At 52.4% G+C, this 26,324-nt stretch carries 21 protein-coding genes and 1 pseudogene; 13 read left to right on the top strand and 9 right to left on the bottom strand.

Features of this window, described 5'->3' with window-relative positions:
- Window positions 1-22 precede the first annotated feature (22 nt).
- Window positions 23-724: a MerR family transcriptional regulator gene (locus JNUCC32_RS02430; protein WP_192570989.1), complete on the top strand. Its 702-nt coding sequence runs from the start codon at window positions 23-25 to the stop codon at window positions 722-724.
- An 87-nt stretch (window positions 725-811) separates the two neighbouring features.
- Here JNUCC32_RS02430 and JNUCC32_RS02425 read toward each other — a convergent pair whose 3' ends face one another.
- Both JNUCC32_RS02425 and JNUCC32_RS02420 read right to left on the bottom strand, forming a co-directional pair.
- Entirely contained in the window at window positions 812-1,717 is a 906-nt protein-coding gene (locus JNUCC32_RS02425; protein WP_228468862.1) for a DUF4097 family beta strand repeat-containing protein, read from the bottom strand.
- A 278-nt stretch (window positions 1,718-1,995) separates the two neighbouring features.
- Window positions 1,996-2,916: an NADP-dependent oxidoreductase gene (locus JNUCC32_RS02420; protein ID WP_192572577.1), complete on the bottom strand. Its 921-nt coding sequence runs from the start codon at window positions 2,914-2,916 to the stop codon at window positions 1,996-1,998.
- 132 nt (window positions 2,917-3,048) lie between these two features.
- Between JNUCC32_RS02420 and JNUCC32_RS02415 the strand changes: the two genes are divergently transcribed.
- The 6 genes from JNUCC32_RS02415 (at window position 3,049) to JNUCC32_RS02390 (ending at window position 10,749) form a co-directional block, all read left to right on the top strand.
- Window positions 3,049-3,945 carry a LysR family transcriptional regulator gene (locus JNUCC32_RS02415; RefSeq protein WP_192570987.1) on the top strand — a complete coding sequence of 299 codons (897 nt, stop codon included), beginning with the start codon at window positions 3,049-3,051 and terminating at the stop codon, window positions 3,943-3,945.
- Window positions 3,946-4,237: 292 nt separating this feature from the next.
- The gene (locus JNUCC32_RS02410) at window positions 4,238-4,846 is read left to right on the top strand and encodes a TetR/AcrR family transcriptional regulator (protein WP_192570986.1); all 609 of its coding nucleotides are present in this window, start codon (window positions 4,238-4,240) and stop codon (window positions 4,844-4,846) included.
- 155 nt (window positions 4,847-5,001) lie between these two features.
- The gene (locus tag JNUCC32_RS02405) at window positions 5,002-5,556 is read left to right on the top strand and encodes an HXXEE domain-containing protein (protein WP_096776114.1); all 555 of its coding nucleotides are present in this window, start codon (window positions 5,002-5,004) and stop codon (window positions 5,554-5,556) included.
- Window positions 5,557-5,746: 190 nt separating this feature from the next.
- Entirely contained in the window at window positions 5,747-6,943 is a 1,197-nt protein-coding gene (locus JNUCC32_RS02400; protein ID WP_192570985.1) for an oxalate decarboxylase family bicupin, read from the top strand.
- Between the two features lie 189 nt (window positions 6,944-7,132).
- A complete protein-coding gene (locus JNUCC32_RS02395; RefSeq protein ID WP_090909359.1) occupies window positions 7,133-7,585 on the top strand; it encodes a MarR family winged helix-turn-helix transcriptional regulator in 453 nt (150 codons plus the stop codon).
- Window positions 7,582-10,749, top strand: coding sequence for an MMPL family transporter (locus tag JNUCC32_RS02390; RefSeq protein WP_192570984.1), 3,168 nt, complete (start codon window positions 7,582-7,584; stop codon window positions 10,747-10,749). The genes JNUCC32_RS02395 and JNUCC32_RS02390 overlap by 4 nt, the downstream gene beginning before the upstream one ends.
- A gap of 158 nt (window positions 10,750-10,907) precedes the next feature.
- On the opposite strand, the gene JNUCC32_RS02385 is transcribed toward JNUCC32_RS02390, so the two are convergent.
- Window positions 10,908-11,588: an O-methyltransferase gene (locus tag JNUCC32_RS02385; RefSeq protein ID WP_192570983.1), complete on the bottom strand. Its 681-nt coding sequence runs from the start codon at window positions 11,586-11,588 to the stop codon at window positions 10,908-10,910.
- A 133-nt stretch (window positions 11,589-11,721) separates the two neighbouring features.
- Here JNUCC32_RS02385 and JNUCC32_RS02380 point away from each other — a divergent pair, with 133 nt between their 5' ends.
- Window positions 11,722-12,609, top strand: coding sequence for a LysR family transcriptional regulator (locus tag JNUCC32_RS02380; RefSeq protein WP_192570982.1), 888 nt, complete (start codon window positions 11,722-11,724; stop codon window positions 12,607-12,609).
- Between the two features lie 336 nt (window positions 12,610-12,945).
- On the opposite strand, the gene JNUCC32_RS02375 is transcribed toward JNUCC32_RS02380, so the two are convergent.
- Window positions 12,946-13,461, bottom strand: a complete 516-nt coding sequence (locus JNUCC32_RS02375) for a TetR/AcrR family transcriptional regulator (RefSeq protein ID WP_192570981.1) — start codon at window positions 13,459-13,461, stop codon at window positions 12,946-12,948.
- A gap of 196 nt (window positions 13,462-13,657) precedes the next feature.
- On the opposite strand from JNUCC32_RS02375, the gene JNUCC32_RS02370 reads away from it, so the two are divergent.
- Window positions 13,658-14,014: a VOC family protein gene (locus JNUCC32_RS02370; RefSeq protein ID WP_192570980.1), complete on the top strand. Its 357-nt coding sequence runs from the start codon at window positions 13,658-13,660 to the stop codon at window positions 14,012-14,014.
- 151 nt (window positions 14,015-14,165) lie between these two features.
- Here JNUCC32_RS02370 and JNUCC32_RS02365 read toward each other — a convergent pair whose 3' ends face one another.
- From JNUCC32_RS02365 to JNUCC32_RS02345, 5 genes are all read right to left on the bottom strand, one after another.
- Window positions 14,166-15,095, bottom strand: a complete 930-nt coding sequence (locus JNUCC32_RS02365) for a carbohydrate ABC transporter permease (protein WP_192570979.1) — start codon at window positions 15,093-15,095, stop codon at window positions 14,166-14,168.
- Window positions 15,095-16,006 carry an ABC transporter permease gene (locus tag JNUCC32_RS02360; RefSeq protein WP_009595317.1) on the bottom strand — a complete coding sequence of 304 codons (912 nt, stop codon included), beginning with the start codon at window positions 16,004-16,006 and terminating at the stop codon, window positions 15,095-15,097. The genes JNUCC32_RS02365 and JNUCC32_RS02360 overlap by 1 nt, the downstream gene beginning before the upstream one ends.
- 10 nt (window positions 16,007-16,016) lie before the next feature.
- A complete protein-coding gene (locus JNUCC32_RS02355; protein ID WP_096776120.1) occupies window positions 16,017-17,633 on the bottom strand; it encodes an ABC transporter substrate-binding protein in 1,617 nt (538 codons plus the stop codon).
- Between the two features lie 334 nt (window positions 17,634-17,967).
- Window positions 17,968-20,241: a helix-turn-helix domain-containing protein gene (locus JNUCC32_RS02350; RefSeq protein WP_096776121.1), complete on the bottom strand. Its 2,274-nt coding sequence runs from the start codon at window positions 20,239-20,241 to the stop codon at window positions 17,968-17,970.
- Between the two features lie 152 nt (window positions 20,242-20,393).
- Window positions 20,394-20,738, bottom strand: a complete 345-nt coding sequence (locus JNUCC32_RS02345) for a winged helix-turn-helix transcriptional regulator (RefSeq protein WP_192570978.1) — start codon at window positions 20,736-20,738, stop codon at window positions 20,394-20,396.
- Window positions 20,739-20,937: 199 nt separating this feature from the next.
- On the opposite strand from JNUCC32_RS02345, the gene JNUCC32_RS02340 reads away from it, so the two are divergent.
- The 4 genes and pseudogenes from JNUCC32_RS02340 to JNUCC32_RS02325 all read left to right on the top strand — a co-directional run.
- Window positions 20,938-22,113: an MFS transporter gene (locus JNUCC32_RS02340; protein WP_192570977.1), complete on the top strand. Its 1,176-nt coding sequence runs from the start codon at window positions 20,938-20,940 to the stop codon at window positions 22,111-22,113.
- Window positions 22,114-22,273: 160 nt separating this feature from the next.
- Window positions 22,274-23,161 carry a cupin domain-containing protein gene (locus tag JNUCC32_RS02335; protein ID WP_096776124.1) on the top strand — a complete coding sequence of 296 codons (888 nt, stop codon included), beginning with the start codon at window positions 22,274-22,276 and terminating at the stop codon, window positions 23,159-23,161.
- A 452-nt stretch (window positions 23,162-23,613) separates the two neighbouring features.
- A complete protein-coding gene (locus JNUCC32_RS02330) occupies window positions 23,614-24,975 on the top strand; it encodes a dipeptidase (protein ID WP_036660112.1) in 1,362 nt (453 codons plus the stop codon).
- A 702-nt stretch (window positions 24,976-25,677) separates the two neighbouring features.
- Window positions 25,678-26,124 (top strand): annotated as a pseudogene (locus tag JNUCC32_RS02325) (glutathione-dependent formaldehyde dehydrogenase); the annotation flags it as partial.
- Between the last annotated feature and the right edge of the window lie 200 nt (window positions 26,125-26,324).

The following is a 26,324-nucleotide window of genomic DNA, read 5'->3' as shown; positions in this document are numbered from 1 at the left end:
CGGATGAAGTAGGGGGGACATCATGGGCATCCGACCGATTGATATCGCCAAGAAACTCGGGATTACCACAAGTGCGCTCAAGCACTATGAGAAATGGGGAATTGTCCCTCCTGCCGAGCGTGCGCCGAACGGCTACCGGTTATATACCGAGGAGCATGCCGCTTATTTCGAGTGCATCCGCGCCATGTTTCCCGGTTTCGGCGTAGACGTGACGAAGCAAGTCATGAAGAAGCTGCAGGAAAGGGAGCTGGATGATGCGCTCTGGATCGTAAGCGAGGTGCAAGCCCGCCTCCAGCAGGATAAAATCCTTGCGGAGCGGACCATCCGCATTCTGGAAACGGAGCAGCTTGACGCAGTCGATGCCCGAGGCCGCAAGAAAGAGCTGACCATCGGGGAGGTTGCGGCCGAGATCGGCGTTCCCTCCTCGGCCATCCGCCATTGGGAGAAGGAAGGCGTCCTTATTCTGCCGCGGGATCAGGTTAACGGCTACCGGAAATTCGATGGTGCCCAAATCCGGCAGATTATGATCATTCGGATTCTCCGCTCAGCCAATTACCCGCTTGAAGTCATCAAGGACGTCCTGCATGAGCTCGAGCATCATCAGGTTCATAACGCCAGACGGGTGCTCAAGGACACGCTGGTGTACCTCAATCACCTCAATCATAACCAGATACGCGGCGTGCACTACTTATATCAATTGTGCCAAGTATTGAAGTTAATGTAATCCGCTATCCATTCGCACATTGGTTATTGCTGTAACAAAAAAACAAACCCGGAGCCTCATCCGGGTTTGTTTGTGTGTATGTGCCGCTTATGGATTAACCTTGATGGAACCGACCGAGGTCGTCAGGGATATTTTCGCTCCGCCGCCGTTGACGTCGCTCTGTCCCCGGCTTGCTCCTGTAATCTGTCCAAGCTCGGTTTCGGTATTCAGCGTATATTTCATGGACGGCGCGAACGCAGCGGTGATGCTGCCTGCCGATGTGTTGGCCGTCAGCGAGCCGTCCGGGTCGATCTGCCCAATATCCAGCTTGATGCTGCCCGCTTCGGATACGATCCTGGAGCTGCCCGTGATTTCCGTTTGGTTGAGTTGAACTTCCCCGGCTCCCAGCTGCAGCTCGAAAGCCCCCTTCAGCTCGTTCACCCTTACCTTCCCGACATCATTCTTGATACGGATATTCTGCAGGGCTTCCGGTACCTCGATCACATAATCGATCATGAATCCGGAATCGCCGAACTGCTTCTGCGACCAGTCCCACAGGCTAATGCCGGAGTCGTCTCTAGGATGCGTCCTTAATTCCAGCATGCCATCCTGGAGCGCCAAGGAGGTAGCGGCCTGCTCCGTCACCCGGGTGCGAATGTTATCGTTCTTGAAAAAACTTTCGTTGAACCACACGGTTGTTTTCACGTTGACCTCGCTACCGGGTACCGCGATAAGCTCGATATTGCCTACGGCATGGTCGATGACCAGTCCCTCGGCCGTGCCGGCTTCCTGAGCCGTCGTCCATTCGAACTCCTTCCCTTCCCGTTTTACTTGATCGCTGATGGCTATCGCCGATTCGCCGGCTAGGTTCCCGATTTGCGCTAATTTATCAAGCTCCCGGTTTACGGCTTCATCGGCATTTTGGGCAGCATCGCATCCGACCAGCACGGCAAATATCAACAGCGACGAAATTTTCACGGCCAGCATGCTCTGTTTTCTCTTCAAATCCTCCACGTCCATTCCTGTTTATGTATATGTCCATTATATCGCGGAGGAAAAAGTTCACACGCTGCCGCGGACCAGTTTCTTCCTGGACCTTAGTCTGGGACGCCCCCTCCGTCTTTTGTATGACGCTGCACGTACGGATCATTCTTCCAATCGCTGTTGCCCATTCAATCATGGTTTTGTAACGGTAGAAATTCGGGGACAAAGCTAAAAAAAAGAAAAGGGAGTTCCGGCAGTAAAAGATCTACTCTTGGAACAACCCTTTTCTCTGAAATCATGCGCGGATCTCATGGCTGGTCTATCCGCAGCACGACCTTTCCCCGGACATGACCGGATTCCACGGCACGATGCGCCTCAGCAGCTTCGCTCAGCGAGAACGTCTGCGACACATGGATTTTCACCTTCCCTTGTTCATACATTTGGACCAGTTCCGCTAATCGATCCTTGGATCGCTGGCTGCGGATCGGACGCACCCCCAATTCTTCTACCAGATCGAAAGCCACGATCGTTCCGATGCGGCTCCGGTCGCCGACAAGCGCCACCGAGGCCCGCAGCGCTTCTTCGCCGGCGGCATCCAGCGCGGCTGTCACTCCCTCGGGGGCGCAAGCCTTGACCCGGTCTACAAGGCCTGGTCCATAAACAACGGGAACGGCGCCCAGCGAACGAAGATAATCATGATTTCGCTCGCTTGCGGTACCGATGACCCGCGCTCCCCGGGCTCGTGCGATCTGGACGGCAAAAGAGCCGACTCCCCCCGCTGCCGCATGAATCAAAACCGTATCCTTATGGCCAACCCCTAGCATCCCAAGTGCCGTATGGGCGGTTTGCCCCGATGCGGTCAAGGCACCCGCTTCCTCCCATGGCATCGAATCGGGTTTCCGTACAACTTGGTCTGCGCTGACCACGACATATTCAGCGTAGCAGGCAAGTAGTGACCAGCCAATGACGCCATCCCCGACTTCAAAGTCCGTCACTCCCTCTCCTACCTGATCAACCGTTCCGGCGAATTCGTTGCCGAGGATTTGCGGCATCCGCAATGTCACCCCGGGCGGCGCCCAGCCGCTTCCCCTGATTCCGCAGTCGGCCGGCTGCACGCCTGCCGCCTTGACGTTAACCCTGATCTGGCCGTTGCCGGCATGAGGATCTTCGAAGTCCAAAATGCGCAAAACTTCCGGCGGTCCAATCGTACTGAACGCAGCGGCTCTCATATCGATCATCCTTTCATGCATCCCTTGATCTTGTTTCTGAGACCATTCTATAATCATCGATAGATAATAAAAAATACAAAATAATCTATGTATATATATACTGGAGTATATAAGCAGGGACGGTGAACCGTAATGGAAATGTTGCAGCTGAAGTATTTTGTTACCGTAGCAAGGCTTGAACATATGACCAAAGCCGCAGAGGAGCTCCATATTGCTCAGCCGGCGCTCAGCAAGACGATCTCCAGACTCGAAGAGAATCTCGGGGTTCCGTTATTTGAACGCCAAGGCAGGCAAATCCGCCTCAATCCGTACGGCAGAGCATTTTTGGCGAAAGCCACCGCTGCCCTGCAGCTGCTGGAAGAGGGACGGCGGGAAGTGGAAGATCTTGCGGGGCTGGAGCATGGGCGCATTCATTTGGCCTTGTCCAACATGGAGCAGCTCCGCGAGCCTTTACGCTTGTTTCTGCGCGAACATCCGAAGGTCAACTTTCATATTATCCAGTCCTCGATGGAGGATATGGTTCAGACGATTGAGCATAACGAAGTGGACTTCTTTCTGACCTCCATGCCCGTTCGGCATCCGGATATACGCAGCTTGCCATTGCACGTGGAAGAGGTGTTCTTGGCAGTCCCCCCCACCCACCGCTTAGCCGGAAACAATCGCATCCGCTTAAGCGAGGCTGCCGGAGAATCCTTTGTGGGTTATAAAGAGGGCCATCCGTATCAGAAGATGAATAACGAGTTTTGCAAACAAGCCGGTTTTCACCCGAAGGTCGTCTGCGAGGTGGAAGACCCCGGGACCATCGCCGATCTGGTCCGTTCGGGGTTTGGCGTGGCTTTAATCGGGGAATGCAGAAGCAGCGAGGAATTAAAGCTGACGAAGCTCAGCATTCAAGAACCTCTCGCACGCCGGGTATTCCAAATCGCATGGCTGGAATCCAGATACTTGTCCAAGGCCGCGATTTCCTTCCGCGATTACCTCGTCGAATATTACGCGGATCACGGTAAGAGAGACATAACCACGTCGTAAACGACGTGGTTTTTTATGATATCGAAATTTCAAACCCTGCAGCGCCTTTTCACTCTCTGGCTATTCCATTTGGGCACGTTGTCTGTCCGTGCACCTTGGTAGAACATGACCACAATGAACAGTCCCTGCGGTGATACTTCGAGGGTTGACAATATTCGGGGAGTGATTATACTTTTGAGTAAACACTCAGTATTTTGAATTCATCACTCATGACTATTTAGCATCCATGGAAACCGGAAGCTCCACAAGGAAGTTTTGCCTATTTCATTCCAAAGGAGAAAGACATCTGCCTATGCCTACAACAACCCGTCGAAATGCCAAGAAGGAACGGATATTGAACGCCGCTCTGAAGCTGTTCTCCCAGCAGGGATTCCATGCAACGACAACCAAAGAGATTGCGGCCGAAAGCGGCGTGGCCGAAGGGCTGATCTTCTACCACTTTGGAGATAAACGGAAGCTGCTGCTCTTTCTTGTGAACAATTTTTCCTTTGCTGCGCAGCTTCAAGAGGATGCAGGTGAATTGTCGAAGCTTCCTGCGGACGAGGCCCTGTTTCAATACGGCATCGCATATCTCCAGTTCCTCAGGACGAACATGGATTATCTGATGCTCATCTGGTCACCTGAACTCATGAAGGATGCCGAGGTATCAAAAGAGGTTTTGCGGCTGATCGGTGGTCTTGGGACAGCAGGCAGCAGCATGCTCGAACAGGCGGCGGGATCGAGTCGTCAACCGGAACACACGGTTCAGGTTGCCATGATGATGATGACCTCGTCCATCCTGGTCTATGGTATGCTCCATTCCCGTTTCGGAGAGGAAGCGCTCCCGCTCGGGGACGAATCCTATATTCGCGAGCTCGTCCGGCTGCTGCTGCATGGGATGAACGAAGAACCCGGATCATGACGTTTTTTCTCCGTGAAGAACGATGTATAAAAATAGCTGATGGCCGTATAGAACATGCTGCATCGGCTTCTTTTATCCTCTGAATTTGAGTGTTTACTCAGTTTTTTTCTTTAGGCATCGCTAATATGGTTAGATTGAAGGGAGAAATGAGGATTATGCTGTCATTCATGCCGGATTGGAATTTCGTCATGTTGTTGTGGCTGCTGCCGGTTGTATTTTTCATTCACGACGGAGAAGAGATTGCCACGATGGAATGGTGGCTCAGGAAGAACAAGAACAGCCCCTGGATCACGAAATTTTCGCCAGTATCCATTCCGTGGGATAAGAACATCACCCTGCAATTCTCCTTTGCCGTACTGCTGATTGGCTTCGTTCTCACCTGCGTAACGTTTCTAACGGCGTATACCTTCCATATCGGCAGCCCGTTTAACGCCCTGTTCGCGGGCTTCGTTACGGTGTTCCTGCTGGACGGCGTGAAACATGTGGGGGCCTCAATCGCGCTGAAGGCATACACCCCTGGCGTCATTACAGCTGCGGTCCTTGAAATTCCATACGGAATTTATGCGCTCAACCGCCTGCTGTCCACTGGAATCGTGGATGCCACGGCATTCGCGATGGGAACCCTGATCTCCCTGCCTCTCATTCTGTTTCTGGTCTGGTTTGGTTTAACGCTTGGGAAACGAATCGCGCCGCACCGCATAAATACGTAGGCTCCGATAACTGTGCCCTGCAGCGCTTTTCAAATGTCAACACTCTTTTCGATTGAACCTGAGATATGTCATTGCGAATCTCTCCCTGGACGACTTCGTTTTCCTCAACATATTAGCCAAGCGCCGGCTCATAAGCTTAATGGATGGCAGTTAAACCGGATACGTAAACACCATATGGAGGGAGATACCGATGATGGAGGATCAGAACCAGAAACGAGAACATGCTGGCCGTATACCCCAGCCGATTCGCAGCGACGGTGCAGGCGGGCCGGACTATGGTCCGCGGGATGTGATGAGGGATATCGAGAATCCCGACATGCTTGTACCTCCGGTCACGGATGCAGGCTTGATGCCGAATCTGAAAATGTCGTTCTCCGACACGCATATGCAGCTGAATCATGGCGGCTGGTCGCGGGAAATTACGGTACGGGACCTGCCGATTGCGACCACGCTGGCCGGCGTGAACATGAGCCTGACGCCCGGCGGGGTTCGGGAGCTGCATTGGCATCAGCAGGCGGAGTGGTCCTATATGATATGGGGCAGCGCCAGGATTACGGCCATGGATGCAAGCGGCAGGAATTTTATCGCGGATGTGGGACCTGGCGATCTTTGGTATTTTCCGGCCGGCCTCCCCCACTCGATCCAAGGACTCGAGGAAGGCTGTGAATTTCTGCTGGTCTTTGACGACGGCCACTTCTCGGACCTGAACACCTTATCGATCTCCGACTGGTTTGCCCACACGCCTAAGGACGTGTTGTCCGCCAACTTCGGCGTCCCGGAGGATGCGTTTGCCCATATTCCGAAGGAGCAGGTTTATATATTTCAAGACCAGGTACCGGGTTCGCTTGCCAACCAGGAGGTGCAGTCTCCCTACGGAACGGTGCCGCTCAGCTTCAAGCACCGGCTGTTGGCGCAAGAACCGATCATAACCCCTGGCGGAAGCGTAAGAATCGTGGATTCCCGCAATTTTCCGATCTCCAAAACCGTTGCTGCCGCGTTAGTCGAGATCAAACCTGGCGCCATGAGAGAGCTCCATTGGCATCCGAATCAGGACGAATGGCAGTATTACTTGACCGGGCAGGGACGAATGACCGTATTTGCCGGCAATGGAGCGGCTCGGACCTTCGATTACAGAGCCGGCGACGTCGGTTACGTGCCTTTTGCCTTCGGTCACTACATACAGAACACGGGGACGGAATCCTTATGGTTTCTGGAAATGTTCAGAAGCGACCGGTTCGAGGATATATCCTTGAATCAATGGATGGCCTTGACCCCACGGGACCTGGTCCGGGATAACCTGAACGTCGGAAACGAAGTCACCGACGCTTTGCGCAAGGAGAAGTGGCCCGTCGTAAAGTATCCGGGATTTTCGTATTATCCGCGATAACGCTCCTCTACCCTTCTTTGTCTCGTACATTGCCCGTTTTATCAAAAGGCCTTGCGGACCTGCCAAAGGGCTTGATTCCGAGGCGGCCTGCATGTGTTCTCATGCTGAGATTGACTTTTCCTTCCTTCTGCCATATAGTTCATTAATGAAACTATTTCATACGTGAACTATTTGAGAGGAGAACTATCATTGAACGACAAAGCAAGGCAGTGGATCGACCGGTATGTCGATGTCTACCTGCTGGTATCGCGGCGGATCAATGCCCAGATTCGAGAGCAGCTCGGCGAAGACCTGACCAGCGACCAGTTTCAGGTGGTACGCTTGATCAACGGCATGGATCGCTGTACCTCATCCTATCTGGCGGAAGCGCTCGCGGTCGGCAAAAGCTCGGTCACGGCCATCGTAAACCGTCTCGTGGATGCCGGCATTATCGACAGAACCCGGGACGAAGCGGATCGCAGGCTGGTGTATCTGACTTTAACGGAGTACGGACATACGATTTTTGAATCGGCCCAGGAGCAGATGAGGGAGATCATCTCCCCTTACCTGCAGCATTTTGAAGAAAAAGATATCGAAATGTTTATCTCCATGTTCGAGAAACTGGGGCAATTGATGTTTGAATCAGGGGGGAGAAAGAATTGAGAGCTATACTGAAAGCAAGATGGGCCATCATCGTGCTGTGGCTGGTGGCCGCCGTCGCGCTGTTTATGTTTGCGCCTTCCATGGCGGACCTGGTGCGGGAGAAGGGCCAGCTATCCGTGCCGGATGGATATACTTCTTCGCGCGCGGCTGAAATCCTGAAGGAAGCCTCCGGGGGCGAGGGCGGGGAAACCCTGAACCAGGTTGCGCTTGTCTTCAACAAACCCGACGGGTTAAGCGAAGCGGATAAGGAAAGCATCCGGCAGGGCGTTCAAGCTTTAAACGACAATAAAGACAGCCTTCACATCGATTCCATAAATGAACCGTTCACGCAGACGGAGCTGGAAGACACGCTCATCGCCAAAGACGGCAAGACCATCATGGTCGCGCTTCAGGTCAGCGGAGGCGAGGAAGCCGTGAAAGAGCTGCCCGGGAAGGTCGATCAGGTGCTCGAAGGCGTTCAAGCCGATCATTATCTGACCAGCGAAGGTCTCATCAACGAAGATACCATCGTCAGCTCCGAGGAAGGCCTGAAGAAAACGGAATATATTACGGTCATCTTTATTCTGTTGATCCTGTTCGTTGTATTCCGTTCCTTCGTGGCACCGTTCGTGCCGTTGTTGACCGTGGGGCTCAGTTATCTCGTGTCCCAGTCGGTCGTATCCTTTCTCGTGGACCAGTTCAACTTCCCGATATCCACTTTCACCCAGATCTTTATGGTGGCCGTCATGTTCGGGATCGGAACCGACTACTGCATCCTGCTGATCAGCCGGTTTAAGGAAGAACTCACCACGTCCGAAGATACCCAATCGGCCATTATCGAAACTTATCGGAAAGCCGGCGGCACCGTGCTTTATTCCGGTCTTGCCGTATTCGTCGGCTTTGCAGCCATCGGTTTATCCAAGTTCATTCTGTATAAATCCGCGGTTGCGGTCGCGATCGGCATCGCGGTTATGCTTCTTGCGTTAGTCACGGTCGTGCCGTTCTTCATGGCGGTCCTCGGGAAGAAACTCTTCTGGCCGTCACGCGGCAAGCTGGAACACAGCGAAAATAAACTATGGGGAGCGGCCGGTTCCTTCTCCCTCAAGCGTCCTTGGGCCGCCATGCTCGTCGTGGCCGTCATCGTCGGGCCCTTCCTCGCTACGTACAGCGGCAAGCTGTCGTTTAACAGCCTGGAGGAAATCGGTCCGAGTTATGATTCGGTCAAGGGCTTTAATATCATTTCGGACAGCTTCGGTCCCGGGCAGTCGCTGCCTTCCACCATCGTGATCAAGAACGATGACCGGATGGATACGGCGGAGTACATGGGACTCGCGGAAAAAATCAGCCGGGAAGTGGAAAAGGTTGAAGGCGTTTCGAGCGTTCGCGGACTTTCGCGTCCAACCGGCGAGCAAATCAACGATTTCCTCATTCCGACTCAAGTCAAAACGTTAAATGAAGGATTGGGAGAGTCCAAAGACGGGCTGACCCAAATTCAGAACGGACTTTCCGAAGCAGGCAAGCAGCTCAGCGAGAATGCACCGAAGCTGAATGAGGCTGCTGCGGGAGCGCAAGAGCTGACGAAGGGAACGGCCGACCTGAAGGACGGCATCACCGAGCTTGGTCAGGGTCTCAGCGCCATTCAAAAAGGGATTCAAAGCGGAAGCGCCGGTGCCGGCGAGCTGAAAGCCGGACTTGCCAAGGCAGCGCAAAGCGCGAAAGAGTTGGCTGCTGCCCACGACCAGCTGCTTCAAGGCTACAAGCAGCTCGACACCGGATTAGCGGCCCTAAACGGCGGCGTTGCCGGAATCCAGGAACAGCTGGGCGGCGTTGCCGCTGCTCTGAAAGGACTTGAAGGCTCCTTCACGGGATTGGAGAGCAGCCATCCGGAACTCGTTCAGGATACCGATTATCAAACGATTAAAGGCACCGTTACCCAAACGGCAGCAGGCACGGCAGAGCTGGCCGCGGGGTTGGGACAGATCTCCGAGCAGCTTAAGGGCGCATCGGCAGGCTTATCGGAAGCCAACGCCGGCTACGCCAAGGCAGCCGCAGGTCAAACGGCGCTTGCCGACGGTCTTCAGCAGCTTGTGTCCGGAATCGCAGAGCTTCAATCCGGCCTCTCGCAAGCCGCTAACGGGCAGGGCCAAATCGTAAGCCAGATCCCTTCCATTACGGGCGGACTGGACCAGCTGCAAGGCGGCCAGAAGCAGCTTGCAGACGGGTTCGGCGATCTTACCGGACAGATCGGAGAGCTGACGGAAGGACTGAATTCCAGCGCCGACGGGCTGAAACAAATTTCGGACGGACTGCATTCCGCTCAGGATTACCTGCAGCAAATTCAGGACGTTCAGGATGAGGACCTCAGCGGATTCTTCATCCCGCAGGAAGCCCTGGAGAACGAAGAATTCCAGACGGTATTCGATACCTACTTGTCCGATGACCGCAAAGTGATGACGCTGGATGTGGTGCTGTCAACCAATCCGTACAGCGAAGAAGCGCTGGGCAGCGTCGAACAGATTCAGGCAGCCGTCGACCGTGCAGTTAAAGACACGAAGCTGGAGAACGCCGAGGTTGCCATCAGCGGCATTACCAGCACCAACAACGATTTGCAGAGCATCTCGAATGAAGATTACACGCGTACCGTGATTCTCATGCTGAGCGGAATCTTCATTATCCTGGTCGTGCTGCTGCGATCCATCGTGATGCCGATCTACCTGATTATTTCGCTTGTCATCACGTACTTTACCGCCGTCGGCGTTACGGAGATGATCTTCGTCCACGGCTTCGGGTATTCCGGCATTACTTGGGCCACGCCGTTCTTCAGCTTTGTCATGCTGATCGCGCTAGGGGTGGATTACAGTATCTTCCTGATGGCACGCTTCAACGAGAACAAAGCCTGGAACGTTCAGGATGCCATTCTCCATGCCATGCGCAACATGGGCACGGTCATTCTGTCCGCGGTGGTCATTCTTGGCGGCACTTTTGCGGCCATGTATCCATCCGGCGTATTGTCCATGATGCAGATCGCCACGGTCGTCTTGGTTGGACTTGTGCTTTATGCTCTCCTGTTCCTGCCATTCTTCGTGCCCGTGATGGTTCGCATCTTCGGCCGGGCCAACTGGTGGCCGTTCAGCCCTAAGGAACAGGGCGACGCTTCCAGAACGGGTCATGACCTGAAGATGTAATTAGCATGTTGAATACGATAAAAAGGGCTGCACCCTCGTTAGGCATACGGGGGATGCAGCCCTTTTGTCGTTCCCTCCCAAATATCGGAATCTTCATACCATTCTTCCGTAAGGGCAGGGCTATCGCATTCAGAGCATGGTACGGGCCGTTATGTCCTCTACTGCACAATTCCGATATAAAACCCGTCATATCCCTTGCTTCCAACCGTTTGAATGGCCGTGCCGGCAATCGAGGCATCTGCCGACAGCATATCCATGAATTTTCGGATGCCATGCACCCGAGGGTCTGTGCTGTGATAATCGATGACTTCTCCGTTCCGGATGACATTATCGCTAATGATGACGGTTCCGGCCTTGGAGAACTGCAGCGCCCACTTCAAATAATTCGGATTGTTCGGTTTATCGGCATCGATGAAGATCAGATCGAACGGCTCCGCCTTTTCCTTAGCCAGCTGCTCCAGCTGCGCCAATGCATCGCCTACGCGGATGCTGACCCTATCCTCCAGTCCAGCCAACGCTACGTTGGATTTGGCAACCTTCGCATGATGCGGATCGAGCTCCAATGAAATCAGCCGCCCTCCTGCCCCGATCCCCCTAGCCATCCAGATCGTGCTGTAACCGCCAAGCGTACCGATCTCCAAGATTCGTTTCGCTCCCTTGATCTGAACGATCACGTTCAGCAGCTTGCCCTGAGCGGGAGATACATCGATCTCAGGCAAGCCTGCCTCCCGGTTTGCGGCCAACACCTTCTCCAGCACCTCGTCATAAGGAATCAAATGTTCCGTCACATAATCGTCCACTTTACCCCAAGTCGCAGCATCATTCGCATTCGCTTTCATGCCTGTTTCCTCCCTTAAACTTCAAATTGGATTTTACACATTCATTGTATGTGATTTAGTATTATAAAAATAATATATAATTAAATGGGTTATATAAATATAATATATAAATTGGACAGGAGTGCGGCTCCATATGAATTTACATGCCTTACGGCTGTTTCACGTCATTGCCACAACCGGCAGCGTCACCCGGGCTGCCGAATTATTAAATATAAGCCAGCCGGCCATAACGGCACAGGTTAAGAAATTCGAGAAGGAGCTTTCCCTTACCCTGTTCAAGCCGCAGGGCAGAGGCATCGGATTGACGCAGGCTGGCGCCGAGCTGCTCCCGCTTGCCAAAAGGCTCTTCTCGGTTGAGCAGCAGATCGAACAATTCTGCCGGGATTACCGCAGCGGTTCGAGGGGGCATATCCGACTGGCCGCAACCTACCTCCCTTCCCATTTTCTTCTGCCGGCCTGGCTCGCAAAATACAAGCAGCGGTACGAAGACGTGGAAATGAGCATTACCACCACGAATTCCAGCGATGCGCTTAAGCAGCTGCTGAACATGGACGTGGATCTTGCGATATACGGCGGCCTCCCTGAGGAATCGCCGGATACGATACAGACCGAGGAGCTGTTCCGGGATGAGCTGTGGTTTGTCGTCTCCCCCGACCACCGTTATGCCAATCAGCATATCTCCCTGGACGAGATGATGAGAGAGCCCTTTGTCATGCGGGAGGAAGGAAGCTCGACGCGGGAACGGTTATTTGCCTTATGCCGCACCCACAGCGCGCCTTCGCCCCGCATCACGCTGCAATTCAACGGCCTGCACGAAGCGATCACGGCCGTCGTTGCCGGATACGGAGCCAACTTCGTGTCTTCGCTCGTGGTTCGGGAATACGTGGAGCGCGGTGAGCTCAGCCAGGTATACGTCGATGGCATCGAGCTGCAAAATATCATTGCGGTTTGCACCCGCAAGCATGAAGCATTATCCGCTGCCGCCATGAATTTCGTGGAGATGATCCGAGAACGGCCATAAGTTAATCGTATGTCGTTTGGGAAGATGGAGCTGCGCATTTTGGAGCTTGCCTGCATTAGTTCCTTTGGGCCTTATCTGTGAAAACAACCCGTATGCTGCTCCGGCATACGGGTTGTTTTTTGCGTTATTTTCACTTGTATCTACCCTATCGTTTTCATACGATCATTGAACCGTTACATTTCCCTAATACATATTATTGCCTGCCTGGCTTCTCTTTTCTGGCGTGCCGAAACTGGCATAACCCCGATGTCTCCCCTGTTAACGTCAGCACCAAAGCTGCCATCAAGCAATAAGCATCATTACTCTATTCATGTGAAGGATGACCATAACATTCATTTATGACGATAATAATCTGTTTAATACCGACCTCATCGCAGCCTCATCGCCTCCGTGTTCCACGACTTGCGCAAATGCGGCACGCAATGCCTCCGCCAGAATGATGCCCAATTCTTCGCCAGCCTCTTCTCCTGATGCTGCGGCCAGTTCACCGAGATAACGCGCAACGGGATTGTCTCCTTTGCGGGGATCGGGCTCAGACAACAGTCGGCCCACTTTAAGGCGAATCATGCTGTCGTAGGCGGTCAATAGAACCAATTTCAGGCGCAACTCGGGAGGAGCCGCATCGGCAACAGCTTCCATGCGGTCCAATATTCGAAGCGTTATGTCATCCCGAAGCAAGCCGTAAAATTTCTTCTTGGATTTGTAATGATGATAAAGAGCTCCCACGGTCACTCCGGCATCGGCAGCAATGTCGTCAACTTCCGCTTGGTTGTAGCCCATCTCGGCAAAACGCTTTAATCCTGCCTGTATGAGTTTGTGCTGCGTGGTACCCGGTATTGGTATATGACTCATGTAACTCCCTCCGAAAACGTTCATGCATAGATATTTAAATTCTAACATAGCTGCTCTTGAAGAGATATAAATCTTTGATAGCTGCAAATGAGCCATTTTCCAAAAAATAGCTTGAACAAACAACATAACTGAGTTATGTTTAATATAACCTAATTATCTTGCATCACGAAACCATATTTTATTTCGAGGTGAGAACATGGAAGGAAACGTTATTTTTTATTTTGTTCCGGTCAAAGATATCAAGGCAGCCAAATCCCTGTATCGCGACACGCTCGGTTTGGAAGAATCATGGCGCGAAGGAGATTACACGGTTGCTTTTAAGCTCCCGGGAACCAACGTGGAATTGATGGTGGAACAAGTCTCGGAAGGAAGCCAGGATGCTGCCGGACCTGTTTTTCTCGTGCCCTCTGTCCGGGATATATACGAGAACAACCCCGGCAAGCTGCAATTGATCGGCGAACCGGGCGAAACTCCCGACGGCCTCTGGTTGAGTGCCAAGGTTGATTCCGGCAACGGAATCTACTTTACGGATGAAAGCAAGCACGAATCCTGATTTTCATTTATGCATGAGGCACCTCCGGTTTTAAATGCCGGAGGTGCCTTTTCCCGCTATTTGACATAACATAAGGGCTTCCCGCCAGATCCAGGATCAAGCGGGACAGCCCCCTTTTATTGTCTATCATCCAAATGTAAATCGCGGCGCGTCACCCTTTAATGGAGCCGATCATGACGCCTTTCTCGAAATATTTTTGCATAAACGGATAAATGAGCAGAATCGGAAGCGTCGAGACGATAATGACGCCGTACTTGATCTGGTCGGCATATCGCTGCGCGTACCCCCCGGCATCCCCGCCCGTTCCCGCACCGCTCGAGAATACCTGGTTCGACAGCAGGATATCCCGCAATACGATTTGCAGCGGCTGGAGCTTCGTATCCCGAATATAGACCAGCGCCGTAAAGAAATCGTTCCAATGCCCCACCAAATAATAGAGCCCGATGACGGAGACCAGCGCTTTGGACAGCGGCAAAGCCACTTTGAAGAAGAAGGTAAAGTGAGAACAGCCGTCCATGACGGCGGCTTCATGCAGCTCCTGCGGCAGCGAGTTTTCAAAGAACGTCCTCGCAATGATCAAATAAAACACATTCACGGAGAACGGGAGAATAAACACCCAGACCGTGTTGGTCAAGCCAAGACCCTTCATCAATAAATAGGTCGGAATCAGCCCGCCGTTGAAGAACATCGTGATCACGAAAATAAACATGATGATGCGTCTGGCGCGAAATTCCTTTCTGGACAGCACATAAGCTGCCGGGAGCGTGAACAGCATGTTCACCAGGGTGCCGAACACCGTGTAAAACAACGTATTTCGGTACCCGGTCCAAATCCGCATATCCTTGAAAATTTCCTGGTAACCGAAAAAACTAACATTTTTGGGGATAAACATGACCTTCCCCGTAGAGACGAGCGTTGAGTCGCTGAACGAAGCAATGATGATAAAATACAGCGGATACGCAATCAGCAGAAAAATCAAAACGCACAGAAAACCCAAGATGATCTTAAATCCCAGCTCCTTGCCGTTGATGCGCATTCTGGCAGTTTCATGTTCCACAACCGTTTCTCCTTCCCCGATCATTAGAATAAGCTCGTTTCCGACATTCTCTTCGATATCGTGTTCATCGCATACAGAAATACGAAATTGATGAGCGTGTTAAACAAACCGATGGCCGAAGCCAAGCTGAACTGGTTGGAGATGATCCCGATTTTGTAAACATAGGTGGCTATGACCTCCGAGACGGGAAGGTTCAGCGAATTCTGCATCAGGAATATTTTCTCGAAGCCGGTCCCGAGGATATTCCCCATGCTAAGAATGAACAGGATGATAATGGTTGGAACGAGAGCGGGAATGTCGACGTACCGGATCGTCTGCCAGCGGCTGGCCCCATCGATCTTGGCGGCATCGTACAGCTGGGGATCCACGGTGGACAAGGCCGCAAGATAGATAATGCTGTTCCAGCCGCAGTGCTGCCATATGTCGGAGAGCACGTACACCGGAATAAAGGTCGAGGTGGAGGCTAGCAAATTGATATGCCCCAGCCCCACCGCCTTCATGAAGTGACCGACAACCCCGGTTTCGGAGGACAGCAGCACGTTCAGCATCCCGACCAGCACGATGATGGATATGAAATGGGGCAGGTATACGGTGGTCTGCATCACCTGCTTCATTCTTTTTCGGCGAATCTGGTTTAGAATGAGCGCTAAGATGATCGGGGCCGGAAAGCCGAGCACGATCGTGGCCAGACTGATCAGAAACGTGTTTCGCATCAAATCGGTGAACAGGTAACTGTCGATGAATTGCTGAAAGTAGGCGAGCCCGCGCCACTCTCCGCCGGTCAAGCCTTGGCTGAAATCGTAATCCCTAAACGCAAGCTGGATGCCGTACATCGGCACGTAGTTAAACAACAGAATGACGGCAATCGCCGGAAAAATCATAATCCACAGCTGGTAATCACGTCTGAAGGTGTCCAATCTTTTGCGAGGCCCCATATCCTCCCTCCTAGTTTTGATTCATGTAATCGTCGTAATATTTTTGCATAATCTCAAGATTCTGCTTCAGGCCTGCCTTCTCGCTTTCCTTGATATATGCGTCCCATTCGGCTTCCACGCCGCCCTTGGTGACCCATTTCGCAAAGCTGGATTCCGCCAGATTCATTACGTTCGTATTGTTCAGGCTCATGGCGTTATTGTCCATGGTGGAATACTTGATGAACATGCCGGGGAACACGTCTTTATCGGGATCCACGTCCAAGGCCGCCTCCAGCGGCTCCGATTGACCCAGCACCTCCTGCATATCGGTGCCAAGCGTCAGCTTTAAGGTATCGGGAATATAAAATGCGCCGTTGTCCGCCATCGTCGAGGTCCATTTCCACGTGCCCGGATCCATCTTGGCATCGGCCGGAGGCAGAACGGCATATGTACCGTCTCCGTTATCTTTAATGTTCGGTCCGAGGGATCCGAACAGCACCTGCATGCCCACCTCGGGCGCATAAAGCTCGTTGATGAATTTCATGGCCGCTTCTTTGTTCTTGGTCTTGGCGGACATGACGATATGGTTGGTGCCATAATTCAGGGAGTAATGATCATAGCTCCAGGACAGCTTTCCTGCATAATCTGCCGATACCTTCATCGGCGGCATGGAAGCATACTGCGGTGCCAGCTGCTCGCCGAAGCGGTCGGACGCCACCCATCCCCAGGTAAAGCCGACCTTGGCCGTATCCCCTTCCCCGCGCGCGATGGATTGAAATTTCGTATAATCATGCGTGAACACTTCCGGGTTGACCAGACCCGCCTTGTACAATTTATTCAGAAATGCGACCATCGTTTTGTACCGTTCATCCGTCAGGAAGTTCTTCACCTGACCGTCTTCCACGAAATAACCTTGTCCGCTGCCGTCCGTCAGTGTAATCCCCATGCTGCCCAGGAGCACCGCGGGGTTAAAATATCCGCCGATGCCTCCCGGCCAATCCATCGGAATCTCGTCATTCGGATCGCCGTTGCCGTTGGCATCCTTCTCTTTGAAAGCCACCAGGACTTCATACAGCTCATCCCATGTGGTCGGCATGCTCAGACCGAGGTGATCCAGCCACTGCTGGTTAATGAACTGCCTGCTGGCGGTAGCGGGCCAGAACCGCTGATATTTCGGGAGACCGTAGATTTTGCCGTCCGACTGCGTGGCGATTATTTTCGTATCCGGTTTTTCATTAAACATGTTCTGTACGTTGGGCGCCTGCTCCAGCATGCCGGATAGATCCTGGAACAAACCCTGGAATTGCGCAAAGTCTGCATCCGTAATGACGTTCGGCCCGATGAACAGATCCGGAATATCGCCGCTGGCCAGCATCGTCCCTTTCTTCTGTCCCCAATCCGCGGTAATCTCCTGCCATTCGATGTCCACGCCCGCCGTCTCCTCAACCTTTTGCAGCCACTCCATTTCGGCCAGCGGCTTCGTGAGCGGGTGCTTGGTAATGATGGCGGTAAGCTTTACTTTGCTGCCGGTTTGGTCTCCGGGAGTCTCCGCCGAGTCGTTCTGGCCGCCTCCGGCCCCGCTGCAGCCTGTTAACAACATGGCCGTCATGGCGACAAGCGAGATGAAAACGTTTACCCTTTTCTTCATTCCATTACCTCCTGGTTTCGTTTGTTGGTCTGGTCCATGGGGGTATACGGCCTTGAGTCGGCCTTGCCTTGGGACAGTTTTCACTCTAAATGAAGGCGGCGGGCACCGTAAACGGACAGTTTTTCAGGCATCCTCATTTTTTGAAGGCGCCTATCATCCCATAAATGTAAACGCATCCATTACAAACCGGCGCTTGGAATTCAAATTTTGTATATGTTCAAAAATTGAAACATCTTAGCCTGTGAAACAGCTGCCTAGGAATAGCTTCTAAGCAAGCAGGTTTATAAAAGACCGCTGTAATCGGCCTTGTCATCGGCATCAGCGGTCTTTCGTTTTAAGCTTTATGCGTATTTCGATATTGCCCCGGCGTCGTGCCCACCATTTTTTTGAAGGATCGGATAAAACTCGAGGTATTGGTGTACCCGACCTGTTGGGAGATGGCTTCGAGCGTCTCCTCGCTGTCCCGCAGAAGCTGAATGGATTTCTGGATCCGAAGCTGATCGATATGCTCTTTGAAATTTTGCCCCATCGTTTTTTTGAAGTGATGGCTGAAGTTGGAGACCGACATATCAAAATAATCGGCCATCATCTGCAGCGAACAGTTCGGATCCATCCCTTTCTCCGCAATCAGGGACAGGATCTCATCCTGGGTTGCCGCCCGGGAAACGGGGAGGGTTTCCTTGATCATATCGCACAGCTTGGCATAGCTTTCCCTTATGATCCCGATCATCTGTTCCAGCGTATAACGATGGTTAAATGCCGCATCCGTAAGCCGCAGCAGGCTCTGATCGTCATGACGGAACCGCTGGAGGCCGTTGAAGATGACGGTAACGGTATTGAGATACACGCTCTGAATCATATGTGGCGGCAGGCTGTCATTGCTTAGGTAACCGATCATTCTCTCTGCTAGAGAGGCCAGCATGGCTGCATCATTCTTGAGGATCGCAAGCTCGAGGGATTGCAGGATTTCGGCATAATAGGAGACGGCTCCGGTCTGGGGAATCCCGATGTTATCAAAGACCAGCACGGCGTCGGTCTTTCGGATGCGCAGAAACTCCGCCGTTCGGAGTGCCTGCAGATATGAGAGATGGAGATCCTGCGGAGACGGGGCTTCGCCAGGCTTGCCGATGCCGATCACCGTTCGCCGGCCCGTGTGCTCCAATATTTCATCCTGCATCCGTTCCAGGCAGGATGTGAGCGGGACATTCTCCGCATGGGAGCACACCAGAATCAATTCCTGCGGATAGATGCTTTTAAAGAAGTAACCTTGGATATCCTCCGGCAGCCGTCCTTCATAGCGCCGGCAGTAATCCAATATCTTCTCCATCTCTGCTCCATCCGCTTCGCAGCATAGTACGGCAACCGAGAAGCAATCATGCTGAAACCGGAGGCCGACCTTTCTTGCTTCCCGTTCGAAATCATCCCAGCCTGCAAGATGTCCGCTCACCAGTTCAAACAGCAGGTTATCCCGCATAATCGGCAGCGATCCCTTCACATGCTCGTCAAGCTTGCTGTTGGCCATCGAAAGCTCCTCCAGCGTATATTTGATCGTATCGATCTCGTTCATGGGCTTGCGGTCCCGCGGTTCGAAGACTTGAACGGCAAGATCAACCAGACGGCGAATCGGCTGATAGTTGTTCCGGATCGATATATAGATGATAAACACTTCAAGCAGCAGGATCAGGCCGACCAGGATGGCCGTATTCAATTGAATCGTCCGAATGCCCTGAAGGGATGAGGATACCGGCAGCAGGCTCACGTATTTCCATCCATTTTTGTCCGAAACCGAGGATGATACCAGATAATCCGATCCGCTGATCGCATAAATGCCCGAAGAGGAAGATGTCTCATCCCCTATGCCCTGCACAAGCTTCCGGAAGTCATCGGAGGATTGGTATGACGTATCATGGGAAGATACCAATCGCCTTCCCTGGCCGTCAAACACAAAAAAATCGCCGCTATAGGTTTCCGAGACGGACTTCATCATCCGGACGATCGTATCTTCCCGTACCATGATCATGACGGCTCCGGGGGAATTCGTGCCTCCTACCGGCAGCGGCTGCACGAAGGTCAGCATTCGAACCCGGTTATTGCCGGGCACAATCACGTTCTCAACAGGCCTGACGATGGGAGACTCGAGATCATTCAAGGTCTGGATCATATCTTCGCCGGCCCAGTTTTCATAGTAGTAACCGACGCCCGGAATGGACAGGTCGTCCAAACTGTATGCGCTTCCAGTTTTGGAAAACAAATAACCGATGTTCTTTACATACAGCAAGGTGTTGTAAATAAATGCATCGGTTGCATTGTATTTTTTCATCTCATTGGCAATGAGGACACGCTGGTAATCGCTTTCCTCGGCCTTGTACATCTTGAATTCCCGATTCTGCACCAGCTCGAACGGCAAATTGTATACATACCGGGTAAACGTATCCATCGATGTCATGAACTGCTCCGTAATATGCGCATTCCAGTCCATTTCCTTCTCTTTCACAACGTCCGCCGAATAGGGATAGTAATAACACAGGATGACGATCACGGGAAACATCAGCACGAGCAAATAGGAAATCAACAACTTGGTCAGCAGGTTAATCTTATGGATTCGCAAACGGCAACCACCTCCCTATCACTTCATTCCCATTTTGGAAAATGTTATCTATAAGAATACGAAATTTTCAAAAAAAAGAAAACTCATTTCCGCTGTATACGCGTCGGAAATGAGTTTTCTGATATCATACCATTTTGGCGGCAGCGGCAACGTCAGGAGGATTGTTCCACCCCCCATTTTTCGGCCCACTTCTCCATCTCCTTCAAAGAAGCCAGGAAGTCCATCCCCTTCTCGGTCAATGAATATTCCACGGAGACCGGAACGGTAGGGAATACCTCGCGTCTCACGATGCCGCTGCTTTCCAAATGGCGCAGGACATCCGTCAAGGATTGCGTCTTGATGATGGCTGCATCCCGGTGAAGCTGATTAAACCGTTTCGGTCCTTGGGCTAATTGCGCGATGACAAGGAACGCCCATTTGGCTCCAAGAATTTGCAGCACTGAGCAGATATGATTGAACCCTGGCTTTTCCTGAATGTCTTCTTTAACCGGCTCCATTGCCTCACCCCATCACTAACTAATCGTAAGTTAGTCAAAATGACTGGATAATATCCAAATACTTTGCCTTCTTACATCATATATGCGCACTGCTTATAATACAAACACAAAGAGATTTCATGCTTTACTATCCGAAACGGCATGTGCTAGCCATGATCCGATTGAGGGTATCAATCTCCCAACGGAAAGGATAATGGATATGAATCGATATACGATATATTTATTGGCGCTCGGGGTTTTTCTTACCGCTACCTCAGAGCTGGTCGTCTCGGGTATTCTGTACGCGATTGCTGACGATCTTCATATTTCCTTGGCTTTTGCCGGCCAGCTGATTACCGCCTATTCGCTTGCTTTTGCGATCGGAACACCGTTTCTGGTCTCGCTTACCGCTCGAATCAATCGAAAAAAGGTGCTGCTCGGCTCGCTTCTGCTATTCATTGCCGGCAGTCTTGTTTCTTTTTTTAGCACCGGGGTATGGACGCTCATGGCTTCCCGTGTCATTCTGGGCGTAAGCTCAGGCGTCTATCTCGTTGCCGCAATGGGTACCGCAGCCAAAATGGTGCCCCCGGCAACGTTAGGCCGTGCGATCGGCACCATCGTGCTGGGTTTCAGCAGCGCCATGGTGCTGGGCGTTCCGATCGGCATATGGATCACGAATCTGCTGAACTGGCAGTCCATTTTTCTGCTGCTGGCTCTGCTCAGTCTGTTGGTCGCCTTTGTCCTTATCAGGCTCCTGCCGGATGTTCAAGGGGATGCCCCCGTTCCCTTCCGCCAGCAGTTCAAAGTGCTGGGGAGTCTCGTGATCGTCAGCGCCCTGCTGCTTACGTTCTTCCGGGAATCCGGCAATTCGGTTCTGTTCACGTATGTGACGGCGTTTATCCAGGATATCTTTCGCATCGCACCGTCCGGCATCAGCATCATTATGCTCGGCTTTGGCCTATTGGGAGCCATCGGCTCCAGGCTCGGCGGTTATGGCGTCGACCGTTTTGGGGCAGGGAAGGTGATTGTCCTCAGCACGCTCGTTCATATTGCGGTATTTGCGCTGCTTCCGCTGCTCGTCGGTCAATCGGTCATTGGACTTTCGCTGATGGGAGTCATGATGATGTCCATGTTTGCGGCGGGCCCGGCGGTCCAGAGCTATTTTATCCAGCAGGCACCGGGTTCTTCCAATCTGGTTCTCAGCATAAACACCTCCATTGTCCATCTGGGGTTAGCCGCAGGAGCGGGTGCAGGAGGCTTCATGGTCAATACGTCATCCACGCTTCAATACCATCCATGGCTCGGGGGATTCGTGCTCGCGCTTGGCTTGGCGGCAGGATTGGTCAGCTTCTCGGCCGGACGGAAGTCGCCGGTTTCCATCCCGAAATCGGCCTGACCTCTCCTGCTCCACCCTATGAGTGTTTAACGCAAGCCGCCCTGTCAATGGGCGGCTTGCATCCTGCTGATTCTTAAAAATGGGCTCACGGATGTTTGCCCATAGGCATAACGTATGTTATGGGTCAACGCCTACTACATGATGAAGGGCAGGAGTCACAGTGGCAGTCTCTTATATGGATTTCACCTCACCGTCCGTTCGATTTACTTACGATATGAGCAATAACCCTTTTTTCAAAAAAGATAGTCAGAATTACATCAATTCTCTCTCCGTAAAAGAATTGAACACGCTCGGCAACGCTTCCCTGCTGGATATATATCTCAGTACCGGAAACGTAGTGGAGCCGCATATCCATCAAAATGCATCGGAGCTGGTATATGTCGTTTCCGGCTCAGCCATCGTTTCCCTTGTCAATCCGTTTACGAAAGAGCTGCTGAACTTCACGGTAACGCCCGGTCAAGTTGCGCTCGTGCCCCAAGGCTGGTGGCATTATGAAATGGCAACGGTCGACAATACGCATCTGATCGCGGTCTTTGACGCACCGGTGCCTGAATTCATTGGAGGTTCGGATCTCTTGAGATTGACGCCGGCCAGCGTGTTCGCTCACACCTACTGCCTGGATGAAGCCAAAGTCAAAGAGACCTTGGCGCCGATCACCGACACGGTTGTCATCGGGCCGCCAAAAAACTGCCCGCAGCAAGGGCAAGTGCAAGGACAGATGAAACATCAGCCTCACGCATCTCATCTTAATCAGCACTATTATCATCAAGGAGCGCCTGGCCATCGAGATTATGAGCTTCTTCAGCAGCAGCAGCAACAGCAGTTCCAGCAACAGCAGCAGTTGTTCCAGCAGCATTTCAATGCGCAGGATCAAACGCAGCATGGAACGTATGCTGCTGAACCGCAGCGAACCCCAACTCAAGCACAAGAGCAGTTCCGTTCGCAACAGCAATTACATGAACAACAGCGTCAGCAGTTCATCCAACAACAGCAGCAGTTGCCATTCCTGCAGCGCCAGCTAATTGGAAACGGCTGGGATAAATTCTGATTAGCCCTTCGGTGATGGAGGGTCAACCATTGAAATACGCAGCATCATGATTCGTCATGATGCTGCGTATTTCTTTTTAATATGGAATTAAAATATTTTAGGAAGACCGGATGCTCCGGTTATTCTCAGCTTCCGGCTGGGATACGGCATGATTGCGGAAGCCGCGATACAAGAGGAGTGTTGCAGAGGGGAAGCTGCATACACGACCAATTCCGTCCTGGATGCCTGAACGCCGGATTTATGCGGTTCGACACCGCAAAAGCTGATCAGTCCGGCACTGCGCATGTTCTGGAGAACCTTTTGGACAATTTTGCATGACAGCTGCCCGATTAGATTCAAGACAGGTTTCCGATTTGATCCGGCTGTATTTCGTATTCTCCGAAAAACGGTTAGAATAGTAAGATACGGCATCTTTTCGAATGCCAATGTAAATCGAAGGAGGATCCATATTCATGAGCGTTGATTATAAAGCGTATTTCGCTGAACACCGCGAAACCCATCTGAATGAATTGAAGGAATGGTTGTCCATTCCGAGCATTTCCGCCTTGTCCGAGCACAAAGGCGATGTCGCCAAGGCTGCCGAGTGGCTCGCAGGAAAGCTGACCGAAGCCGGACTTGAGCATGTGGAGGTTCACCAGACGGCCGGGCACCCGATTATTACGGCAGACTACCTGCATGCCGAAGGCAAGCCGACCGTGCTCGTTTACGGCCACTATGACGTTCAGCCTGTAGATCCGCTTCATCTGTGGGAGACGCCGCCGTTCGAGCCGGCTGTCCGCAACGGCAAATTGTACGCGCGCGGAGCAACGGACGACAAAGGCCAGCTCTTCCTGCATGTCAAAGCCGTCGAAGCCATTTTGAAACAAGAGAAGGAGCTTCCGGTCAACATCAAATTCTGCATTGAAGGCGAAGAAGAGGTATCCAGCCCCAACCTGCCGCTCTACCTTGACAACAACAAGGACAAGCTGGCGGCCGATGCCATCGTGATCTCGGATACATCCCTGCTCGCGCCTGGCAAACCGGCCATTTCCACGGGCCTTCGCGGGCTGTGCTCGCTGGAATTGTCCCTGGAAACAGCCAACACCGATCTTCATTCCGGTACATACGGCGGCGGCGTGCCGAACGCCCTGCACGCAATGGTGTCCTTGCTCTCCTCGCTCCATGACGAGCAGGGCCGCGTCGCGGTTGAAGGCTTTTATGACGGCGTACTCGAACTGTCGCCCGAAATGCGCGAGGAATTTGCCAAGCAGGAGTTCGACGAGGATAAACTGAAGCGGGACCTCGGCCTTGATTCCTTGTACGGCGAAGAGGGCTTCTCCTTCGTTGAACGCGTGGGAGCGCGGCCGACCCTTGAGCTGAACGGCGTATACGGCGGGTTCCAGGGAGAAGGCAGCAAAACGGTCATTCCGAAGGAAGCCCATGCGAAAATCACCTGCCGCTTGGTCGCCGATCAGGATCCGCAGGCTGTTCTTGACGCGATCGAGAAGCATCTGCATGCGCACACCCCGGTCGGAGCCAAGATCACCTTCCAGCCGAAGGAAAAGGCATTCGCCTTCAATATCGATCCGTCCCATCCGATGCTGCAAAAAGCCGCAGACGCCTTCGAGAACGTGTACGGCACGCGTGCACTGTTCACGAAAGACGGAGGATCGATTCCGATCGTGGAGAAGCTGTCCAGCACGCTGAACGCCCCTGCCGTCATGATGGGCTTCGGCTTGCCGGACGAGAATCTGCATGCGCCGAACGAGCATTTTAATTTGGAGAATTTCGATAAGGGCTTGCTGACGATCGTAGAATATTTGAAGCTGGTATAACGGTGACGCCGACAGTCCGAAAGTAACATAGTAACATCCTAAATAAGAACGCGTATGGCGGGAGAATTGAATCCCTTCCAATACGCGTTCTTTTGTTTTAGTGAGAGTTCCTTGCCATTCTTAAGCCGGCCATTGGCGTGAGAGCCACTTGCCATTCTTAAGCCGCGCGGGAGCCTCGATTTACCGACGAAAAGCGGCCATGGACGTGTCTACACGACTAAACACCTGCAGATCCCCAAATCAGACGGTGCCATATTAAATGGTTGCCGGTCCTATGTATGCGGTGGTTTCCCTACCAACAGACAGCTCTTCACCACACACGTGGTTTCCACACCAACAGGCAGTTTCTTCAACACACTTGTGGCTTCCATTCTAAACAGGTAGCTTCTTCCCATCACATGCGGTTCCCACGCCAAACAAGCGCCGTTATCCCCATACCCATCGGACTACAGATCCGTTATTCACCACAAATCAGGCCATTCTATAAGTGTAACGGACACCAATTCCGTTATTTAACCCTTTCGCCGCCAAAAAACGGACTTTTTATGCAATTAACGGACCTCATGTCCGCAAGTATCAAAGTTTAGCTCTTATCAGAGCAAATAACGTATCCTGTGTCCGCTAAAGCCGAAGTATACAATATGGTGGACAGCCGTTACATGTCTCGGACCACGTACCGTGCGAACAGGGTGCAGGGCGCCTGAAGACTATGACGATATGGGCGAATACATTCGAGAGATTACCAAAGGCGGCACGGATATCGTGATCGACTGCGTCGGCATGGACGGGAAGAAGTCGATGATGGAAGCCATCGGCCAAAAGCTGAAGCTCCAAGGCGGAACGTTGAGCGCGATTGATATCGCCATCCAGGCCGTGCGCAAATTCGGCACCGTCCAGCTGACCGGCGTATACGGTTCGCTGTATAATATGTTCCCGCTCGGCCATATTTTTGAACGGAACATTACCCTTACCATGGGGCAGGCTCCCGTTATTCATTACATGCCGGAGCTGTTCAAGAAGATCACCGCCGGCGTATTTGATCCGACGGAGATTGTCTCCCACCGGCTTCCCCTGGAACAGGCAAGCGATGCCTATCGGATATTCAATGATCACGAGGACGAATGCACCAAGGTCGTTCTAAAGCCGTAGCGTAATTCCACAGAAAAAAGATAAACCAAGCATTCCCTGTCACATCCTTTATCTTGGATAGGAGATGCTTGGTTTTTTGTGTCCCGGTTCATGGAATTTAGGGAGTGAGCCTAAAATTTCGCCGGGTGCGAGTTAGGCGCTTCGACATAACTTCGCACGTCTAAGGGGTGCGTAGTCAACGGCAACCACATTTACCGGGT

Source organism: Paenibacillus sp. JNUCC32 (assembly GCF_014863545.1).
Classification (GTDB): Bacteria; Bacillota; Bacilli; order Paenibacillales; family Paenibacillaceae; genus Paenibacillus_AQ; species Paenibacillus_AQ lautus_A.
This window is presented reverse-complemented; position numbering and strand designations above follow the sequence as displayed.

What these genes read in the sequence shown, in the direction of transcription:
- JNUCC32_RS02430 (WP_192570989.1), top strand. Translation starts at nt 23, where the DNA reads ATGGGCATCCGACCGATTGATATCGCCAAGAAACTCGGGATTACCACA.
- JNUCC32_RS02420 (WP_192572577.1), bottom strand. Translation starts at nt 2,916, where the DNA reads ATGAGAGCCGCTGCGTTCAGTACGATTGGACCGCCGGAAGTTTTGCGC.
- JNUCC32_RS02415 (WP_192570987.1), top strand. Translation starts at nt 3,049, where the DNA reads ATGGAAATGTTGCAGCTGAAGTATTTTGTTACCGTAGCAAGGCTTGAA.
- JNUCC32_RS02410 (WP_192570986.1), top strand. Translation starts at nt 4,238, where the DNA reads ATGCCTACAACAACCCGTCGAAATGCCAAGAAGGAACGGATATTGAAC.
- JNUCC32_RS02405 (WP_096776114.1), top strand. Translation starts at nt 5,002, where the DNA reads ATGCTGTCATTCATGCCGGATTGGAATTTCGTCATGTTGTTGTGGCTG.
- JNUCC32_RS02400 (WP_192570985.1), top strand. Translation starts at nt 5,747, where the DNA reads ATGATGGAGGATCAGAACCAGAAACGAGAACATGCTGGCCGTATACCC.
- JNUCC32_RS02385 (WP_192570983.1), bottom strand. Translation starts at nt 11,588, where the DNA reads ATGAAAGCGAATGCGAATGATGCTGCGACTTGGGGTAAAGTGGACGAT.
- JNUCC32_RS02380 (WP_192570982.1), top strand. Translation starts at nt 11,722, where the DNA reads ATGAATTTACATGCCTTACGGCTGTTTCACGTCATTGCCACAACCGGC.
- JNUCC32_RS02375 (WP_192570981.1), bottom strand. Translation starts at nt 13,461, where the DNA reads ATGAGTCATATACCAATACCGGGTACCACGCAGCACAAACTCATACAG.
- JNUCC32_RS02370 (WP_192570980.1), top strand. Translation starts at nt 13,658, where the DNA reads ATGGAAGGAAACGTTATTTTTTATTTTGTTCCGGTCAAAGATATCAAG.
- JNUCC32_RS02365 (WP_192570979.1), bottom strand. Translation starts at nt 15,095, where the DNA reads ATGATCGGGGAAGGAGAAACGGTTGTGGAACATGAAACTGCCAGAATG.
- JNUCC32_RS02360 (WP_009595317.1), bottom strand. Translation starts at nt 16,006, where the DNA reads ATGGGGCCTCGCAAAAGATTGGACACCTTCAGACGTGATTACCAGCTG.
- JNUCC32_RS02355 (WP_096776120.1), bottom strand. Translation starts at nt 17,633, where the DNA reads ATGAAGAAAAGGGTAAACGTTTTCATCTCGCTTGTCGCCATGACGGCC.
- JNUCC32_RS02345 (WP_192570978.1), bottom strand. Translation starts at nt 20,738, where the DNA reads ATGGAGCCGGTTAAAGAAGACATTCAGGAAAAGCCAGGGTTCAATCAT.
- JNUCC32_RS02340 (WP_192570977.1), top strand. Translation starts at nt 20,938, where the DNA reads ATGAATCGATATACGATATATTTATTGGCGCTCGGGGTTTTTCTTACC.
- JNUCC32_RS02330 (WP_036660112.1), top strand. Translation starts at nt 23,614, where the DNA reads ATGAGCGTTGATTATAAAGCGTATTTCGCTGAACACCGCGAAACCCAT.